13 protein-coding genes are annotated in these 16,532 nt (G+C 72.9%); 1 reads left to right on the top strand and 12 read right to left on the bottom strand.

The genetic code is table 11. The features are described from left to right. Nucleotides 1-3 precede the first annotated feature (3 nt). The 11 genes from ACZ4MO_RS02515 to ACZ4MO_RS02465 all read right to left on the bottom strand — a co-directional run bounded on the left by ACZ4MO_RS02515 (nucleotide 4) and on the right by ACZ4MO_RS02465 (nucleotide 15,444). The gene (locus ACZ4MO_RS02515; RefSeq protein ID WP_175007555.1) at nucleotides 4-495 is read right to left on the bottom strand and encodes a hypothetical protein; all 492 of its coding nucleotides are present in this window, start codon (nucleotides 493-495) and stop codon (nucleotides 4-6) included. A gap of 143 nt (nucleotides 496-638) precedes the next feature. Further along, nucleotides 639-5,399, bottom strand: a complete 4,761-nt coding sequence (locus ACZ4MO_RS02510) for an ExeM/NucH family extracellular endonuclease (protein WP_255436942.1) — start codon at nucleotides 5,397-5,399, stop codon at nucleotides 639-641. Between the two features lie 320 nt (nucleotides 5,400-5,719). Next, nucleotides 5,720-6,091, bottom strand: coding sequence for a sterol carrier family protein (locus ACZ4MO_RS02505; RefSeq protein WP_175007554.1), 372 nt, complete (start codon nucleotides 6,089-6,091; stop codon nucleotides 5,720-5,722). Nucleotides 6,092-6,121: 30 nt separating this feature from the next. Then, on the bottom strand, nucleotides 6,122-7,684 hold the full coding sequence (locus tag ACZ4MO_RS02500) for an RNB domain-containing ribonuclease (protein ID WP_222592331.1): 1,563 nt from the start codon (nucleotides 7,682-7,684) through the stop codon (nucleotides 6,122-6,124). A gap of 188 nt (nucleotides 7,685-7,872) precedes the next feature. Next, the gene (locus ACZ4MO_RS02495; RefSeq protein WP_175007553.1) at nucleotides 7,873-8,757 is read right to left on the bottom strand and encodes an ATP-binding cassette domain-containing protein; all 885 of its coding nucleotides are present in this window, start codon (nucleotides 8,755-8,757) and stop codon (nucleotides 7,873-7,875) included. Further along, nucleotides 8,757-9,674, bottom strand: coding sequence for an ATP-binding cassette domain-containing protein (locus ACZ4MO_RS02490; RefSeq protein ID WP_175007552.1), 918 nt, complete (start codon nucleotides 9,672-9,674; stop codon nucleotides 8,757-8,759). Before ACZ4MO_RS02490 ends, ACZ4MO_RS02495 begins: the two co-directional genes overlap by 1 nt. Continuing rightward, a complete protein-coding gene (locus ACZ4MO_RS02485) occupies nucleotides 9,671-10,831 on the bottom strand; it encodes an ABC transporter permease subunit (RefSeq protein ID WP_175007551.1) in 1,161 nt (386 codons plus the stop codon). Before ACZ4MO_RS02485 ends, ACZ4MO_RS02490 begins: the two co-directional genes overlap by 4 nt. Next, nucleotides 10,824-11,819, bottom strand: coding sequence for an ABC transporter permease (locus tag ACZ4MO_RS02480; RefSeq protein ID WP_074805498.1), 996 nt, complete (start codon nucleotides 11,817-11,819; stop codon nucleotides 10,824-10,826). The genes ACZ4MO_RS02485 and ACZ4MO_RS02480 overlap by 8 nt, the downstream gene beginning before the upstream one ends. 46 nt (nucleotides 11,820-11,865) lie before the next feature. Then, nucleotides 11,866-13,545 (bottom strand): ABC transporter substrate-binding protein, encoded by a 1,680-nt coding sequence (locus tag ACZ4MO_RS02475; protein ID WP_175007550.1) that lies wholly within the window; start codon nucleotides 13,543-13,545, stop codon nucleotides 11,866-11,868. Nucleotides 13,546-13,940: 395 nt separating this feature from the next. After that, nucleotides 13,941-14,729, bottom strand: coding sequence for a copper homeostasis protein CutC (locus ACZ4MO_RS02470; protein ID WP_175007549.1), 789 nt, complete (start codon nucleotides 14,727-14,729; stop codon nucleotides 13,941-13,943). Nucleotides 14,730-14,835: 106 nt separating this feature from the next. Continuing rightward, nucleotides 14,836-15,444: a TetR family transcriptional regulator gene (locus tag ACZ4MO_RS02465; RefSeq protein ID WP_175007548.1), complete on the bottom strand. Its 609-nt coding sequence runs from the start codon at nucleotides 15,442-15,444 to the stop codon at nucleotides 14,836-14,838. Nucleotides 15,445-15,555: 111 nt separating this feature from the next. Between ACZ4MO_RS02465 and ACZ4MO_RS02460 the strand changes: the two genes are divergently transcribed. Then, nucleotides 15,556-15,975, top strand: a complete 420-nt coding sequence (locus ACZ4MO_RS02460) for an organic hydroperoxide resistance protein (RefSeq protein ID WP_499278585.1) — start codon at nucleotides 15,556-15,558, stop codon at nucleotides 15,973-15,975. Nucleotides 15,976-16,063: 88 nt separating this feature from the next. Here ACZ4MO_RS02460 and ACZ4MO_RS02455 read toward each other — a convergent pair whose 3' ends face one another. Next, entirely contained in the window at nucleotides 16,064-16,498 is a 435-nt protein-coding gene (locus tag ACZ4MO_RS02455) for a VOC family protein (RefSeq protein WP_175007547.1), read from the bottom strand. Between the last annotated feature and the right edge of the window lie 34 nt (nucleotides 16,499-16,532).

The following is a 16,532-nucleotide window of genomic DNA, read 5'->3' as shown; positions in this document are numbered from 1 at the left end:
CGGTCAGCGGCGCCCGCGCAGGCTGCGGCGGTCGGCGACGACGGCCCACACGCCCGCGACCGCGGCACCGAGCGCCGCGCACGTCACGAGGATGACCGTGAAGTAGACGCCGGGCTTGAAGACCGGCGCCGCGGCGGGCGACTGGAGCCACGCACCGCCGATGCCCAGGCCGAGGACCGTGCCGAGGAGGATGCCGACCGTGAAGAACGCCCGGTAGCGGGGGGCGCGGCGGACGGCCGCCGGGTCGACCACGGACTCGATCTCGACCTCCTCGCCACCGGCGGAGGCGGCGTCGTCGGACGCCGCGCCCGGCGTCTCGTCCGCCCCCGTCTCCGGCCCGGCGGCCGCGGGCCCGGCGGGCGCGGGCCCGGCGGGCGCGGGCTCGGCGGCCTCAGACCCGGCCTCGGGGCGTGCAGCCTCGGGCACGACGGCGTCGGGCGCGGCGGACGGGTCGGGGGCCGTGCCGTCGGGCACGCGGGACTGCTCGGAGCTCACGGGCACGACCCTACCCGCGCTTCCTGGGACTCCCCGCAGAGTCCTCGTCCCGGACGCACCGCGACCCGGGCCCGTCGGACGGGACCCGGGTCGCGGGACGTGGCGTCGCCTCGTCGGCGGCGCCGCACGGCGTCAGGCAGGCGTCAGCCGCAGGTCTGCCCCTCGAAGGGGATCTCGTACTCCTGCGTCACGCCGTCGAGCGTCGCGGTCACGGTGACCGTGCCGCCCTCGACCGACGTGGCCCGGGTGTTGAACGACTGGTAGGCGTTCTTGCCCGGCTGGAGGTTCGGGAACCGCTTGGAGCCGTAGGGCGTCTGGAGGACGACCTCGACCGGCACGTCCTCGCCGTTGGTGGCGCGGACCGCGACGTGGACGAACTTGCCGGTGCAGCGCGCGGTGGCCTCGAGGTTCACGAGCTCCACCGTCGGGGCCGCGGCCTCGACCGTGACCGGGATGCGCGCCGTCGTGCCGCTCGGCGACGCGACGACCCACAGGTCGTACTCGCCCGCCGCGGCGTCGGCCGGGACCGTCGCCGTCAGCGTCGCGGCCCCGCCCGTCACCGTCGCGGTGCCCGCCGGAGTGCCCGGGTTCGCCGGGTCGAACGTGGCGTCCGCCGCGACGAGGTACCCGTCCACCGACGTGTTCGCCGGCGACCCGAGCGAGGTGAGGTCGAGGCCCGAGAGGCCCACGCTCACGTCGGAGCCCGCCGTCACGGTGCCGGGGAGCTCGTCGACGACCACGCGGGAGCGGTCGAACGACGGCGAGACCGGCGAGCTCTGCTGCAGGTACGCGATCCACGCGTCCCGGTCGACCAGACCGGAGTCGCGCGGGTCGGTGCCGTCCGTGAACACGCGGAAGTTGTCACCACCCGTCGCGAGGAAGGAGAACGTCGCCACGCGGTACTCGCCCGCGGGGTCGATCGGCTCGCCGTTGATCGTCACGGACGAGACGTTGCTCCCCGGCGCCGCGAGCGGGTCGGCGGTGGCCGCCGTCCACGACACGTTGTCCGAGAGCCCCAGGGCGAGGTACGGACGCGAGGGGCGCGTGCCGTCCGGGTTCGTCTGCCACTGCTGCTCGAGCATCTCGACGACCTGCTCGCCCGTGAGGGTCACGGTCCACAGGTTGTTGACGAACGGCAGCACCGCGTTGGCCTCGGCGTAGGTGATGACGCCGTCGCCGTTGTGGAAGAGCTCGTTGCGCAGACCGCCCGGGTTGACGACGCCGATGTCCGCACCGCCGCGCGCCGGGTCGGCGAGCGTGGCGAGCAGCGAGTCCGCGACGAGGTTGCCCAGCGTCGACTCCGAGGCGCGGTCGTCACGACCCGTGGTCGGCAGCGGGCCGGAGCCCACGTACGTCCCGCCGGGGCCGGCGTACGAGCCGCCGGAGAACGCCGTCGTGATGTCCGCGGTGACCTCGCCGATCGGGGTCGCGCCGATGACCTCGGCCTGCTGGAGCGCCGCGTCGACGATCGTCTTGACCTCCGCGACGCGCGGGTACGTCGCGACCAGGGTCGCGTCGTCCGCCGTCGTGCGGGCGACGTTCTGCGCCGTGTACGCCGTGACCTCGTGGGTCGCGGTGTCCACGGTGAGCGACACGTGCCCGATGAACTCGCCGTAGTTGCCGGTCTGGACGATCGGGCGGGTCTTGCCCGGGGCGCCCGGGACGGGCGCGTCCCACGCGTACTGCTTGTGGGTGTGGCCCGTGAAGATCGCCGCGACGCGCGCGTCGGTCTCGGTGACGATGTCCGCGAAGGCGCCGCCGGCGGCGACCTCCTCCTCGAGCGTCGCGCCGTCGGGCGTGCCCGCGGACGCGCCCTCGTGGACGAGCCCCACGACGACGTCCGCCTCGCCGTTCGCCGGGTCGCCGTCCTGGAGCTGGGCGGTGACGCGGTTGAGCGCCTCGACGGGGTCGCCGAAGTCGACGTCCGCGATGCCCGACGGCGTGACGAGCGTCGGGGTCTCCTCCGTGACGACGCCCACGAAGCCGACGTCGAGGCCGTCGATCTCGACGACCTGGTACTCCGGCAGCGCCGGGTTCGTCGTGCCCTTGTCGTAGACGTTCGCGCCCAGGTAGGCCCAGTCCGCCTCGTCGGTGACACGACCCGTGAGGTCGTCCATGCCCTGGTCGAACTCGTGGTTGCCCACCGCGGACGCCGCGACGTCGAGCGCGTTCAGCACGTCGATCGTCGGCTGGTCCTCCTGGAGCGCCGACGCGAACAGCGAGGCGCCGATGTTGTCGCCCGCCGAGACGAAGGCCGTCCCGTCCGGGTTCGCCGCGCGCAGCTGCTCGATCGTGCCCGCGAACTTCACCGTGTTGGCGTCGATGCGACCGTGGAAGTCGTTGATCGCCAGCAGGTCGAGCTGCGTGGTGCCGGGCTCGGCGGCGCCGAGCTGGAGGCCCACGAGGACGGGGTCGTGGTCGGACGACCGGAACGGCGTCGTGTCGTAGAGGATCGACGCGTTGTAGTTGTACCGGCTGTACTCGTTGGCGATCGGCTCGACCGAGTTGATGTTCCACACGTCGGTGCCGGTGACTGCGTCCGCCGCGGCCGACGACGCGAACACATGGTCGAGCGACCCGACGTACCCGTCGAACAGGTAGGTGTGCTCGCCCGTCGACGCACCGAGGTCGGTGTAGCCGGCGTCCTTGAGCACCTGCAGCGGGTCCTCCTGCTCGTAGGAGTTGAAGTCGCCCGCGAGCAGGACCTTGTCCGTCCCGGCGTCGGCCGCGACGTCCTCGGCGAAGGCGACGAGCGCCGTCGCCTGGCCCACGCGCGCCTTGTTGTACGCGCCCTGGCCGTCGCCCGTGTCCTTCTGGTCGGCGGGCGCGGTGTCGTTGCCGCCCTTCGACTTGAGGTGGTTCGCCACGACGAGCACGTCGTCGCTCGCCGCGTCGTCGCCCTCGCTGATCCCGCCCGCGGGCTGGAAGACCTGGGCGAGCGGCTCGCGCGCGTTCGAGAACGCCGGGTCGTCGAGCAGGATCACGGAGTCGCCGACCGGCTCGGCCTCGGCCACCTGGTAGATGTACGCGAGGCGGATGACGTCCTCGTCCGTCGGCACGGCGGCCGGCGACGGGACGAACGCCCACTCCTCGGCGCCCGCGGCCGCGTTGAGCGCGTCCACGAGGTCCGACAGCGCCTGGTCGCGGTCCTTGCCGAACGGCTCCGAGTTCTCGATCTCCATGAGCGCGACGACGTCCGCGTCGAGGGCGTCGATCGCCGCGACGATCTTCGTCTGCTGCCGCTCGAGGTTCGCGGCGTCCGCCGCGCCGCGCGCGTCGCAGCCCGTGCGGACCGTGATCGGGTTCCCGGCGCGGTCCGTGTAGAACTGGCAGCCCGCGACCTGGTCACCCGTGGTCGTGAAGTAGTTGAGCACGTTGAACGTCGCGACGGAGAGGTCGCCCCCGACCTCGGCCGGCGCGTCCTCCCGCGTGTTCTCGAACGTGACCGGCTGCACCGTGGCGGCGTTGCCGCCGTCGCCCGCGGTGAGCTGCGTGCGCGGCTGGAACGTCCAGGCGTCGAACCGGTAGTCGAAGATGACCGGCGTCGTGAACGACACGGCCGCGCCCACGCGTGCCGGTGCCCCGCCCGTGAGGTACGGGAGCGGGACGCCCTTGTTCGCGGTGTTGTTGAAGTTCGTCGTGGCGCCGTCGTCGAGCATCACGGCACGCGCGGCGCGGTCCGCGACGGCGGCCGCCGCCTCCGCGCTGCCCGGGCGCCCGGCCGTCGTCGGCTGGAGGAACGGGTCCGTCCCTGCCGCGAGCACGAACGACCCGTAGTAGTTCGTGTCGTAGTTGTCGGCGACGACGTAGTCGCCCGCCGGCTGCACGAGCATGCCCTCGAGGACCTCGCGCTCGGCGTCGGTCGCCGGGAACGCGACGTTCGCGGGCTTGACGTCCTGCGCCGCCTCGTCGAGGACGGTCCAGCCGCCCGCCGCGGGCGTGATCTGGGTGAGCGTGAAGTACTCGGAGACCGCGCCGGTCACCTCGACGTGGTCGCCGACCTCCACCGCGGCCGCGCCGGCCTTCGAGTAGACGAAGATCGCGTCCGACGCCGTGTGCGACGCGTCGAGGTCGCCACCCGTGCCCTCGGTCTGGAGGTAGAAGCCGTCGTAGCCGCCCGTGGGGTACGTCGCGGTGACGACACCACGCGTGGTGACCGTCTGCCCGACGAGCGGGCTCGCCGCCCCCGTGCCCTGGATCTCCGCGATCGGGACGACCTCGCCCGGCTCGGGGCCCGGACCGCCGCCGTCGTCGCCGCTGTTCTGCGGCGTCACGGTGCTGGAGAGCGTGAGGTCCTTGCTGTTGTCGTCCGTGTCGGCGTACCCGGTCCGGTTGATCGAGGCCGGCACGTTGTTGGCCGACGGCGCGGGGCCCACGGCCGTCTCGAACGTGTTCGAGGTGCCGTACCCGATCAGGTCGACGACGTTCGCGGCGCCCGCGGCGTTCCCCGCCGGCAGCGTCACCGGGGAGGTCGACCGCACGAGCGCGAGGGTGCCCGTCGTGCCCGACGGGTTGAGACCGCCCGTCGCGTCGGGCGTGGGCAGCGCGGCGCCGTTCGAGCCGTTCGAACCGCCCTGCACCAGGTAGTAGCCCCCGGGGGCGACCGAGCCGGTCAGCGCGGTCACGCCCGTGAAGGTGCCCGTGCTCGTCGCCGAGCGGTACTGCAGCGACATCCCGGAGAGGTCGATCGACGCCTGCGTGGGGTTGTACAGCTCGACGAACTTGTGGGTGTACGGGGCGTTGGCGCTGCCGCCGCTGAGGTAGGCCTCGTTGATGACGAGGCCCGACCCGTCGGGCGCCGCGCTCGCGGCGGTGGCCGCCGCGACGGAGAACGGCACGGCGAGGGCCACGGTCAACGTGCCCGCCACCACCCTCCGTCGCCGCAGGTGCTGGTGGTCGGTCACGCTGACTCCTTCATCTCGTGCGGACGGCCGGGCAGCAGCTCGCGCGTTCCCGGGGGTCGGGGACGAGCCTCGGACGGCACGACGCCCTGCCTCCGCGGGACATCGCACCCCACCTGGATGAACGGGCGGTTGCTGCCGTGTCACCGCCACGAGAACGCCAGCGCACGTCGTCGTGCCGCGAGCGCCCGCGCGGACGGCGGCCGGTCATCCTGGGACGCTAGTCCTCCGTCCGGCGCTCCGCCAGACCTGACGCCGAGAACGTTACCCACCGGTAACACGCCCCCGCCCGCGAAGGGGCGCCGAGGTCGGCCCCGGAAGGCTCAGCGGGGCCGGGCCGCCTGGAGCGGCAGCAGGAACGAGATGTCGGAGCGCTCGCCCGACGCGCGGACCCGCCCGTCCGCGACGGCGTCGGCCCAGGCGACGGCCCCCGTCACGAGGCCCAGCCACGTCTGCGGGTCCGTCTCGACGACGTTCGGCGGCGTCCCCCGCGTGTGCCGCGGGCCCTCGACCGCCTGGACCGCGCCCGCGGGCGGCACGCGCACCTCGACCGCGTGCCCGGGCGCGACGTCGGCGAGCTCCTCGAGCGTGAACCGCACCGCGGTCGTCACGGCACGGCGGTCGGTGGGGTCGTCGCGCCACGTCGCCAGGGCGAGGCGGCCGGCGGCGGGGTCGGTACGGCGTCGGGCAGGCACGGGGACCAGCCTAGGCCGGGTGGTGCGGCCTCAGCCGACGGTGAACCGGACACGGCGCTCGGGGACCGACGCCTCGCGCAGCGTGGCGCGGACCGGGTCGCCGAGCGGGAGGTCCGCACCCTCGACAGGGGCGCGCACCGCGGGGTCGGCGAGGACCACCTGGCCGCGCCGCGTCCCGCCCGCGCCGTCCCCGCCGTCGCGCTCGAGGCGGCGTTCGCGCTCGCGGTCGTCCTCGACGTCGACCACGACGCCGGCGAACTCCTCGCCCGCGCGCCCGCTGAGCAGCGCGGCCTCGACGACGTCGACGATCGCGCGCTCGTACGCGCTCGCGCGCTGGCCCGTGCGGGCCATGGTGCGCGGCAGGCCGGGCAGGGCGTCGAGCACCCACCCCGGCACGTCCTCCCCCGCGCACAGCGCGAGGCACACCTCGGTGCCGTAGCGGTCCACGAGCCGGCGCAGGGGCGCGGTGACGTGCGCATACTCCGCGCCGATCGCGGCGTGCGCGGCGTCGTCGGGCACGCCGGGCTCCTGGCCCGTGCCGCCGAACGCCTCGTACGACGCCCCCCGGAACAACGACGTGGCCTCGTTGAGGAACGCGGCGTGGCGCGGGATGCGCGAGTCGAGCGTGGGGACGAGGTCGGCGTACGGCGTCTCGCGCGGCCAGTCGATGCCGAGCGCGCGGGCCGTGCGGCGCAGGCGCGCGAGGTCCCGCGGGTCGGCCTCGGGCAGCGCGCGGAAGACGCCGACGCCTCCCGCGCGCATGAGCCGTGCCGCTGCGATGCCCGTGAGCAGCGACACCTGGGCGTTCCACGCCTCCGCCGGGAGGGTCGAGCGGAACTCGAGGTCGAACGAGCCGTCGTCGCGCGTGACGATCTCCTGCTCGGGCACCTCGAGCGAGACGCCGCCGCGCTCGCGCTCGCGCGCGAGCCGCAGCTCGCCCACCTCGCGGAGCAGCAGGAGCGAGTCGCCGGTGTCGTCCCCGGCGGGACGAGCATCGATCCGGGCCTGCGCCTCGTCGTAGGTGAGGCGCTGCGTCGACCGCACGACGGCGCGCCGCACCGTCGCATCGAGGATCTCGCCCCGCGTGTCGAGCACCACGCGCCACGCCGCGGCCGGGCGGTCCTCGCCCGGCAGGAGGCTCGCCGCGCCCTCGGACAGCACGGCCGGGTGCAGCGGGGTCCGGCCGTCGGGCGCGTAGAGGGTCGTGCCGCGCTCGTGGACCTCGGCGTCGATCGCACCGCCCGGCACGACGAACGCGCCGACGTCGGCGATCGCGTAGTGCACGACGAACGCGGCGCCCGCCGGGTCGTCCGGCGCTCCTCCGGCCCGCTCGAGGTGCAGCGCCTGGTCGAGGTCCATCGAGCCCGGCGGGTCGATCGTGAGGAACGGGACGTCGCGCAGGTCGACGCGCCCCGGACCGGGCACCGCGCGGTCCTCGCGCACGACCTCCTCGGCCTCGGCGAGCACAGCGTCCGGGAAGCTCTCCGGCACCTCCATCTCGCGGCGCAGCGCAGCGAGCGCGTCGGTGACCAGATCGGTCGGGCTCGGGGCGGAGGGTTCGGGTCGCGCGAGGCGCAGGTGACGGGCGGGCACGAGCCCGACCCTACCCACCCGTCGCCGGGGCCGTCCCGCGTGGCGGGACGGTCGACGACGCACGGGGCGAGCGCGCGGGCCAGGGCGTCCGACTGACCTGGCCCGCGCGACGCGCACGCGTCACCACCGACGCGTGCCGCCGGGCAACCCCCGCTGCCCGGACGGTGAGGGGACGGGCGACGCCCGTCTCACATGCCGCGCGTACCGAAGCGGTCGCGGGCGACGGCGTCGCCCTCGCCCGCCGCGGCCGCCGCGAGCTCGCGGCGCACCTCCTCGCGGAGGCGGCCATGGTTCTGCGGCTCCGGCGCCGCCCCGAGGAGCAGCTTCGTGTACTCGTGCTGCGGGTCGAGGATGACCTGGTCCGACGGCCCGCGCTCGACGACGTTCCCGCGGAACATCACGAGGATCTCGTCGCTGAAGTGCCGGGCCGTCGCGAGGTCGTGCGTGATGTAGAGGACACCGAGGTTCTCCTCGCGCTGCAGGCGTGCGAGCAGGTTGAGCACCCCGAGCCGGATCGACACGTCGAGCATCGACACGGGCTCGTCCGCGACGAGGAACCGCGAGCCGGGCGCGAGCGCGCGGGCGATCGCGACGCGCTGGCGCTGGCCGCCCGACATCTCGTGCGGACGCTTCTCCGCGAACGTCGCCGGGGGCGTGAGGTTGACGCGCGTGAGGAGCTCGTCGACGGCCGCGTCGAGCTCGGCTTCCGTCTTCGCGAGCCCGTGGATCCGCAGCGGCCGCTCCAGGTGGTGGCGGATCGAGTGGAACGGGTTGAGCGACGCGAACGGGTCCTGGAACACCATCTGGACGTCGTGCCGGTACGCGGACAGGGCGCGGCCGCGCCGGGCGGACGGGACGCCGTCGAGCAGGATGTCGCCGGACGACGGCGTCTCGAGCTTCGCGATCATGCGCGCGACGGTCGACTTCCCGGAGCCCGACTCACCGACGATGGCGATCGTCTTGCCCGGCTCGAGCGTGAACGACACGTCGTTCACGGCGCGCAGCCGCGACCGCTTCCAGCCGTTGCGGACGACGAAGTCCTTGGTGAGGTTCCGGATCTCGAGCGTGCCCATCAGGCCACCCCTCCCGTGCTGTCAGCGGTGTCCTCGCCGGACCGGACGAACCCGCCACGGTCGCCCGTGAGGCTCGGGAACGACCCGAGCAGCCGGCGCGTGTACTCGTGCGCGGGCGCGCGGTAGATCTCCTCGGCCGTGTTGAGCTCGACGATCTCGCCGCGGAGCATGACCGCGATCCGGTCGCTGATCTCCAGCAGGAGCGGCAGGTCGTGCGTGATGAACACGACGGCGAAGTCGAACTGCTCGCGCAGCCGCATGATCTCGCGCAGGATGCCGCGCTGGACGACGACGTCGAGCGCCGTCGTCGGCTCGTCCATGATCATGACCTGCGGCTGGAGCGCCAGGGCCATCGCGATCATGACGCGCTGGCGCATGCCGCCGGAGAGCTCGTGCGCGTAGCTGTCGAGCCGGTTCGGGTCGACCCCGACGAGCTCCAGCAGCTCCCGGCTGCGCGCGAGCTTGTCCTTGGTGGACATCCCCGGGCGGTGGGTCGCGAAGACGTCGAACAGCTGGGCCTTGATGCTGATCACGGGGTTGAGGGAGTTCATCGCTCCCTGGAAGACCATGGAGACCTTGTCCCAGCGGAACGCCCGCAGCGAGTCGCCCGACAGGGCGGCGACGTCGATGTCCTCGCCGTCCTTGTCGTGGAGGACGATCTCCCCGCTCGTGCGCAGCGCGGGCGGCTTGAGGAGCTGGTTGAGCCCGTACGCGAGCGTCGTCTTGCCGCAGCCGGACTCGCCCGCGAGGCCGAGGATCTCACCCCGGTGCAGGGTCAGGGACACGTCCTTGACGGCCTGCACGACCGGGTTCACGCGGTACTCGATCGAGACGTTCCGTGCCGTGAGCACCGGGATCGCGCCGGGCGGGGCCCCGAAGTCGCCCGCGGCCTTCGCGGTGAGGGTCGGTGTGCTCATGACTGGACCTTCTCGTCGTCGCGGGCCGGGGTGCTCGCCGGGGCTGCCGGGGCGGAAGGGACGGCGGTGGACGTGGTCACCACCGCACGCTTCGCGCGCTGCTTGCGGGCGAGCCGGACGTTCTTGACCGCGGCGGGCGCCGTCCGCAGCCGCGGGTTGATGATCTCGTCGATGCTGAAGTTGATGAGGGCGAGCCCGCACCCGAACAGCGCGATGAGGAGGCCCGGCGGCACGAACCACCACCAGCGTCCGTAGGCCATGGCGTTCTGCGTGCTGGCCTCGTTGAGGATCGTGCCCCAGGTGACCGACCCCGACGGCCCGAGGCCGAGGTACGAGAGGCCGGCCTCGCTGAGGATCGCGAGGAGCACCGCGCCCAGGAAGTTCGCGGTGAGGAGCGGCAGCAGGTTCGGCAGGATCTCGACCAGGATGATGCGCGGCGCCTTCTCGCCCGCGACCTTGGCCGCGTAGACGTAGTCGCGGCTCCGCAGCGACTTGGCCTGGGCCCGCAGCACGATCGCCGCGCCCGCCCAGCCGGTGATGCCGAGGATCAGCGCGACGAGGAAGAGCGAGCGGGACTCCAGGTAGGCCGAGATCACGATGATCAGGGGGAGCCCGGGGATCACGAGCATGATGTTCGTGACGAAGGACAGGATCTCGTTGGTCCAGCCCCCGACGTAGCCGGCGAGGATGCCGAACAGGAGCGAGAGGACCATCGCGATCACGCCCGCGAGGAGGCCGACCGTCAGCGAGCCGAGGCCGCCGTGCGCGACCTGGGCGAAGATGTCGACGCCGATGTTGTTCGTGCCGAGCAGGTGCTCGGTGCTCGGCGGCAGGTACGCCGGGTTCGACGTCGCCCGCGGGCTCTGGCTGAACAGCGGCGTCACGACGGAGAAGAGCACGATCCCGAGCGTCAGCACGAGGCCGACGACGAGCTTGCCCGAGCGGCGCGGGAGCATGGCCCGCAGGCCGCGCTTCGGCGCGGTGCTCTCCGGGACGGGCTCGCCCGCGACGACGGCCTCCGGCGGGGCGATGGGCACGTCCGGCACGATGCCGGCGGTCCGGTTCTCGGGCGGGAGGCCGTCCACCACCACGGAGGCGGCAGGAGCGGCGTCGGCCGCAGGCGTCACGGTCTCGGCGTCACGGGTGGGGTCAGCCATTGTTCCGCGTCCTCGGGTCGATGATGCCGTTGATCAGGTCCATGAGGAAGTTCGCCGCGAGCACCACGACGGTGATCACGAGGAACGCGCCCTGCATGAGCGCGTAGTCCTTCGCCTGGACCGCGGTGAAGAGCAGCTTGCCGATGCCGGGGTAGCTGAAGGCCTGCTCCATGACCACCGACCCGGCGACGACGAAGCCGAGGGCGATGCCGAAGCCCGTGACCGACGGCAGGACCGCGTTCCGCGTCGCGTACGTCAGCGCGACCCGGAACGGGCGCAGGCCCTTGGCCTCGGCCGTCGTGACGTAGTCCTCGGCGATGGTCGAGACCATCATGTTGCGCATCCCGAGGAGCCAGCCGCCCATCGCCGACAGGATGATCGTCACCGCCGGGAGGGTGCCGTGGTAGATCACGCTGCCCACGAAGTCCCACGACCACTCGGGACCGCTGTCGAACTCGAAGATGTCGTACGCGCCCACGATGGGGAACCAGCCGAGCGACACCGAGAAGATCGAGATGAGGACCAGGGCGAGCCAGAAGTACGGCACGGCCTGGAGGAACGTCGACGCCGGGATGATGTGGTCGACCCAGGTGCCGCGCTTCCAGCCGACCCAGGCGCCGAGGCCGACGCCGAGGAGGAACGCGATAATCGTCGCCAGCCCGACGAGGCCCACCGTCCAGGGGAGGGCCTCGCCGAGCAGCTGGCTGACGGGTGCCGGGAAGTACAGGACCGACGTACCGAGGTCACCCGTGAAGATGTTCTTCCAGTACGTGAGGTACTGCTCCCACAGGGTGGCGTCGTCACTGCCGAAGAGGACGTCGACGCTCTGGATGAGACCAGGGGTCAGCTCGCCATTCTTCCGGAGCATGGTGTCGAGGTAGATCTGCTTGGGGTCTCCGGGGATCGCCCGCGGCAGGAGGAAGTTGAGCGAGACGGCGGCCCAGAAGGTGACCACGTAGAACGTGATCCGCCGTGCGTAGTACCTCATGCGACTGACTCCTCGTTCACCCGAGCTCCTCTTCGGCAGTGCGACATCAGCTCGCGGGCTCGAGCTGGGAGAGGATCACGCCGTTGCTGATCGTGGCCCACGACGGCGGGAAGGCGTACATGTCGCCCTCGGACGGCCAGCCGGTGTAGTTCTTCGTGTTGACGAACGACATGGTCGGGTTCACGACGAGGGCGATGTAGGGGAGGTCGCGGGCGATCTCCTTCTGCACCGTGGCGTACGCGGCCTTCTTCGCGTCCTCGTCGTTGGTGCCGGCGGCGGTGGCCACGGCCTCGTCGACGAGCGGGTTCGAGTAGCGCGGGAAGTTGAAGCGGCCGGCCTCGATCGTCTCGCCCACCGGCGTCGTGTACTCGGTCGTGAGCCACTGGCGGTAGATGGCGAACGGGTCGTCGAGCGAGGTGCCCGTGATGCCGCTGATCATCATCTGGTAGTTGCCGCTCGTCCGGGCGTCGGACATCTCCTGCTGCGTGATCTTCACGTGGTTGATCTCCACGCCCGCCTCGAGCGCCTGCTGGGCGATGAGGTCACCGGCCGCGTTGTGGTCGCTCCAGCCGTCGACCGAGATGAGGTCGACCGAGAGCTTCTGGCCGTCCTTCTCGAAGATGCCGTCGGCACCCTTGGTGTAGCCGGCCGCCTCGAGGACCTTGGCGGCCTCGGCCGGGTCGCCCTCCTGCGGGCTCTCCTTCTCGATCTCCGAGGAGATCCAGCGGTCGTCACGACCGACGAGCGCGAGCGACGGCGAGGCGACGGCCGCGTGGCCCGAGAACGCCTTCTCGTTGATCTCGCCGCGGTCGACGAGCAGGTTGACCGCCTGACGGACGGCGAGGTCCGTCTGCGGGCCCGCGCAGCCGAGCGCCGCGTTCGAGCACGACATGATCGTGGTCGGGTCCTGCGGGGTGTTGAGCAGCGAGACCTGGCCCGCCCCGGTGACCGTCTCCGGGTCCGCGATGAACATCGTGGTCCAGTCGATCTTGCCCGTGGCGAGGAGGTCCTGGGCGCTCTGGTTCTTGTCGAGAGCGAGGAAGCGGACCTTCTCGAGCTTCGGCTCGCCGCCCCAGTAGTCCTCGTTCGGGACGACGGTGTAGGTCGCGTTGGTGATGGTGTCGAGCGTGAACGGACCGGTGCCGACGGGCTCCTCGTTCGTGTACGTGATGAGGTCCGGCACCTCCTTGAAGAGGTGCTCGGGGACCATGAGCGTGGTGCCGAGGATCTGCACGGCGCTCGTGAACTGCGCGCCGTTGAACGTGAACTTGACGGTCGACTCGTCGACCTTGTCGATCGTGTTCAGGTAGTCGCGCTTCGCCGCGTCGTTCGTGTACGAGAAGATGACGTCCTCGACCGTGAAGTCTTCGCCGTCCGACCACTTCACGCCCTCGCGGATCTTGACGGTCAGCTCGGTGCCGTCCTCGCTCCACTCGTAGGACTCGCCCAGGCGGGGCGTCGGGTCGCCGGCCTCGGCGCGGTTGTAGAAGAACAGCGGCTCGTAGATGCCGCCGTTCGTCACGTGCAGCGGGTTGGGCGCGTACGGGTTGAAGTTCGCGACCATGGGCGTCTGGGTCCCGGCCCAGACGTTGAGGACGCGGGCCTCGCCGCCGTCGCCCTCCCCCTCGCCGTTGCCCCCGCCGGTGCAGGCGCTCGCGAGCAGCGAGACGCCCGTGACGAGTGCCGCCGCCGTGAGCAGACGCTTGCGCGCCGTGCTTCGAATCATCTTCGGTCCTTTCGCAGGGACGACGCGTCCTCACGTCGTTCTTCGGCGCCCGCAGGCGTGTGGCAGGAACACTAACTAATAGCCACCAGCCCTCCTACGAATACGACAGGAAAGTTACCTAACTGAGACCTCGATGCCAGAACCGCCCGAGGACGAGTCCGGCCGGACCCCGCGGTGCGGGGCCCGGCCGAGGTGCCGCGCGAGGTCAGGGCGGTGCGGGAGCAGTGCGTCGGCCGGTCCCGGCGCGACCGCCGACGCGGCGAGCACGGCCTGGGGACAGGGGCGACGGCGGTCAGCGGCAGGTCGCCGGCAGCGTCTCCGGCGGATCAGCGGCAGGTCGCCGGCGGCTTCTACGGCAGGTCAGCGGCAGCGCCTGCGGCAGGTCAGCGACGGCGTCAGCGCGCGGCGTCCAGCGCGGCGCGCGCGGCCCGGGCGACCTCGGGGTCGGTGACCTCGTAGCCGGCGTCGCCGCCGCCTCCCGGCCCGGCGTCGTCCGCCACCACGCGCTTGGCCGAGAGGTGCACGGCGTCCACGCCGGCGACCACGAGGGCCCCGACGTCCTGCGGCCGCACTCCCCCACCCGCCATGACCTGGAGACGCCCACCGAGCGCGTCGCGCGCGTGGGTCGCCATGGCGCGCAGCCGATCGACGCCGTCGATGCTGCGCGACGCCCCGCCCGAGGTGAGCACGCGCACGACCCCGGCCCCCGCGAGCGCGTCGAGCGCCGCGAGCGGGTCGGCCACGACGTCGACCGCGCGGTGGAACGTGACCTCGCGCCCGTCCGCCGCCTCCACGAGGGTGCGGACCGCGGCGACGTCGACCAGTCCGTCCGGGGTGAGCGCACCCACGACGACGCCGCTCGCCCCGGCCGCCACCGCGGCCCGGACGTCGCGCACCTGGACGTCGAGGTCGGTGGGCGTGAGGACGAAGCCGCCCGGGCGCGGCCGGACGAGCACGTGCACCTCGACGCGCGGACCGGGGCCTCCGGCCTCCGCCGCCGCGGCGACCGCGGCCTCGACGAGGCCGGCGCTGGGCGTGAGGCCGCCCGTCGCGCCGAGACCGACGCACAGCTCGACCCGGCGGGCATGCACGGCTGCGGCCACGCGGACGCCGTCGGGGTCCTGGACAGCGAGCTCGAGGGCCACGTCGCGGGCCGCGGTGCCCTCGAGGTGGGTGGTCGTCATGGCGCTCTCCCGTCGTCCGGTCCGGCGGCCGTCGCGTCGCACGACCCGCACGACGGCGGCCGTCGGCCAGGGTAGACGACTCCGGGCAGCGCGTCGGGCGCGGGGCTCAGGCCGACGTCGGCCGTCCCGCCGCGACGGCGGCGAGGCACGCGGACCGCAGGGTCGCGGCCACCTCGTCCGGGTCGCCGAGGTACCCCGCGACCATCGCGCCGTCGCGCAGCATCATGAGCTGCGCCGCGGTCGCGTCGGCGTCCGCGACGCCGACCGCCGCCGCGAGCCGCGCGAACACGTCCCGCGTCCAGCGCCGGTGGCGGTCCACGACGACGCGCACCGGGTCCTGCGGGTCGGGCGTCTCCGCCGCGGCGTTGATGAACGGGCAGCCGCGGAAGCCCGGCACGCAGCTCACGGCGCCGATGGCGCCCGCGAGGGCGCTCAGCGCGTCGAGCGGCTCGGTGTCGCGCAGCGCCTCGTCCACGACGGCGCGATCGCGCGCGGCCTGCTGCTCGAGGTATGCGACGACGAGGTCGGACTTCGTCCGGAAGTGGCGGTAGAACGTGACCTTGGTGATGCCGACCTGCTCGATGATGCGGTCGGCGCTCGTCGCCCGGATGCCCTGGGCGTAGAAGAGCGCCGAGGCGGCCTCGAGGATGCGGCGGCGCGTGTCCGCCGCGGTGACGCGGCCCGTCGCCCCGGACGTCGGCGAGTCGTCGACCATGGCCCCCTCCTTCTATCCGCCCCTTGCGCGCGGTCGGCCGCCAGTCTAGGTTCTTCGATGTAGACGTACTAGTAACTCTACGTCGCACCACGACTCTCGAAAGGCACCTCGATGGCTGACACCCTCTACACCGCCGTGGCCACAGCGACCGGAGACGGCCGCGCCGTGTCCGACGACGGCCAGCTCGACGTCACGCTCGCCGTCCCGCGCGCGATGGGCGGCCCCGGTGGTGGGACCAACCCGGAGCAGCTGTTCGCGGCCGGGTGGTCGTCGTGCTTCCACTCGGCGCTGAAGATGGTCGCGGCGCAGCGCAAGGTCCCCGTGACGGACTCGGCCGTCGTCGCCGAGGTCGACCTCGTCCCGAACGGCGACGGCGGCTTCTCGCTCGGCGCGACGCTGCACGTCGAGCTCGGGGGCGGCGTCACCCAGGACCTCGCCGAGGAGCTCGCGGAGGCCGCGCACGCCGTCTGCCCGTACTCGCTCGCGACCCGGGGCAACATCCCCGTCACGGTCCGCACGACCGTCGCGTAGCGCACCCGCGGCACCCCGCCGGGGCCGGCTCGCGGATCGGTCCCGCGTACCGGCCCCGCGGGTCGGGCCGGCGGGTCGGGCCGGCGGTTCAGTCCAGGCAGAACTCGTTGCCCTCGACGTCCTGCATGACGATGCAGGACTCGTTCTCCTCGTCCGCGACCAGCACGCGCACGCACGTCGCGCCGAGCGCCACGAGCCGGTCGCGCTCGGCCTCGAGCGCGGCGAGGCGCTCCGCCCCCACCAGTCCGGTGCCGACGCGCACGTCGAGGTGCACGCGGTTCTTGACGACCTTGCCCTCGGGGACGAGCTGGAAGTACAGGCGCGGCCCGACCCCCGTCGGGTCGCTGCACGCGGACCAGGCGTCCCGCTCCGCGGCCGGGAGCGCGGCCTCGGCGTCGTCCCAGGTGGCGAAGCCCTCCGGGGGCGGCACCGGGACGTAGCCCAGCACCTCGCACCAGAACCGGGCGACACGCCGTGGCTGCGCGCAGTCGAACGTGACCTGGACCTGCCTGACCGTCGCCATCCGGCCACCCTAGTCGCCCGACCCTTCTCGGCCG

Source organism: Sphaerisporangium cinnabarinum, assembly GCF_055567015.1.
The sequence above is the reverse complement of the archived record's forward strand: the minus strand, read 5'-3'. Positions and strand labels throughout refer to the sequence as shown.

Excerpts from the sequence above, each read along its gene's own strand:
- ACZ4MO_RS02495 (WP_175007553.1), bottom strand. The coding sequence starts at position 8,757 with ATGGGCACGCTCGAGATCCGGAACCTCACCAAGGACTTCGTCGTCCGC.
- ACZ4MO_RS02490 (WP_175007552.1), bottom strand. The coding sequence starts at position 9,674 with ATGAGCACACCGACCCTCACCGCGAAGGCCGCGGGCGACTTCGGGGCC.
- ACZ4MO_RS02485 (WP_175007551.1), bottom strand. The coding sequence starts at position 10,831 with ATGGCTGACCCCACCCGTGACGCCGAGACCGTGACGCCTGCGGCCGAC.
- ACZ4MO_RS02480 (WP_074805498.1), bottom strand. The coding sequence starts at position 11,819 with ATGAGGTACTACGCACGGCGGATCACGTTCTACGTGGTCACCTTCTGG.
- ACZ4MO_RS02475 (WP_175007550.1), bottom strand. The coding sequence starts at position 13,545 with ATGATTCGAAGCACGGCGCGCAAGCGTCTGCTCACGGCGGCGGCACTC.
- ACZ4MO_RS02470 (WP_175007549.1), bottom strand. The coding sequence starts at position 14,729 with ATGACGACCACCCACCTCGAGGGCACCGCGGCCCGCGACGTGGCCCTC.
- ACZ4MO_RS02465 (WP_175007548.1), bottom strand. The coding sequence starts at position 15,444 with ATGGTCGACGACTCGCCGACGTCCGGGGCGACGGGCCGCGTCACCGCG.
- ACZ4MO_RS02460 (WP_499278585.1), top strand. The coding sequence starts at position 15,556 with ATGGCTGACACCCTCTACACCGCCGTGGCCACAGCGACCGGAGACGGC.
- ACZ4MO_RS02455 (WP_175007547.1), bottom strand. The coding sequence starts at position 16,498 with ATGGCGACGGTCAGGCAGGTCCAGGTCACGTTCGACTGCGCGCAGCCA.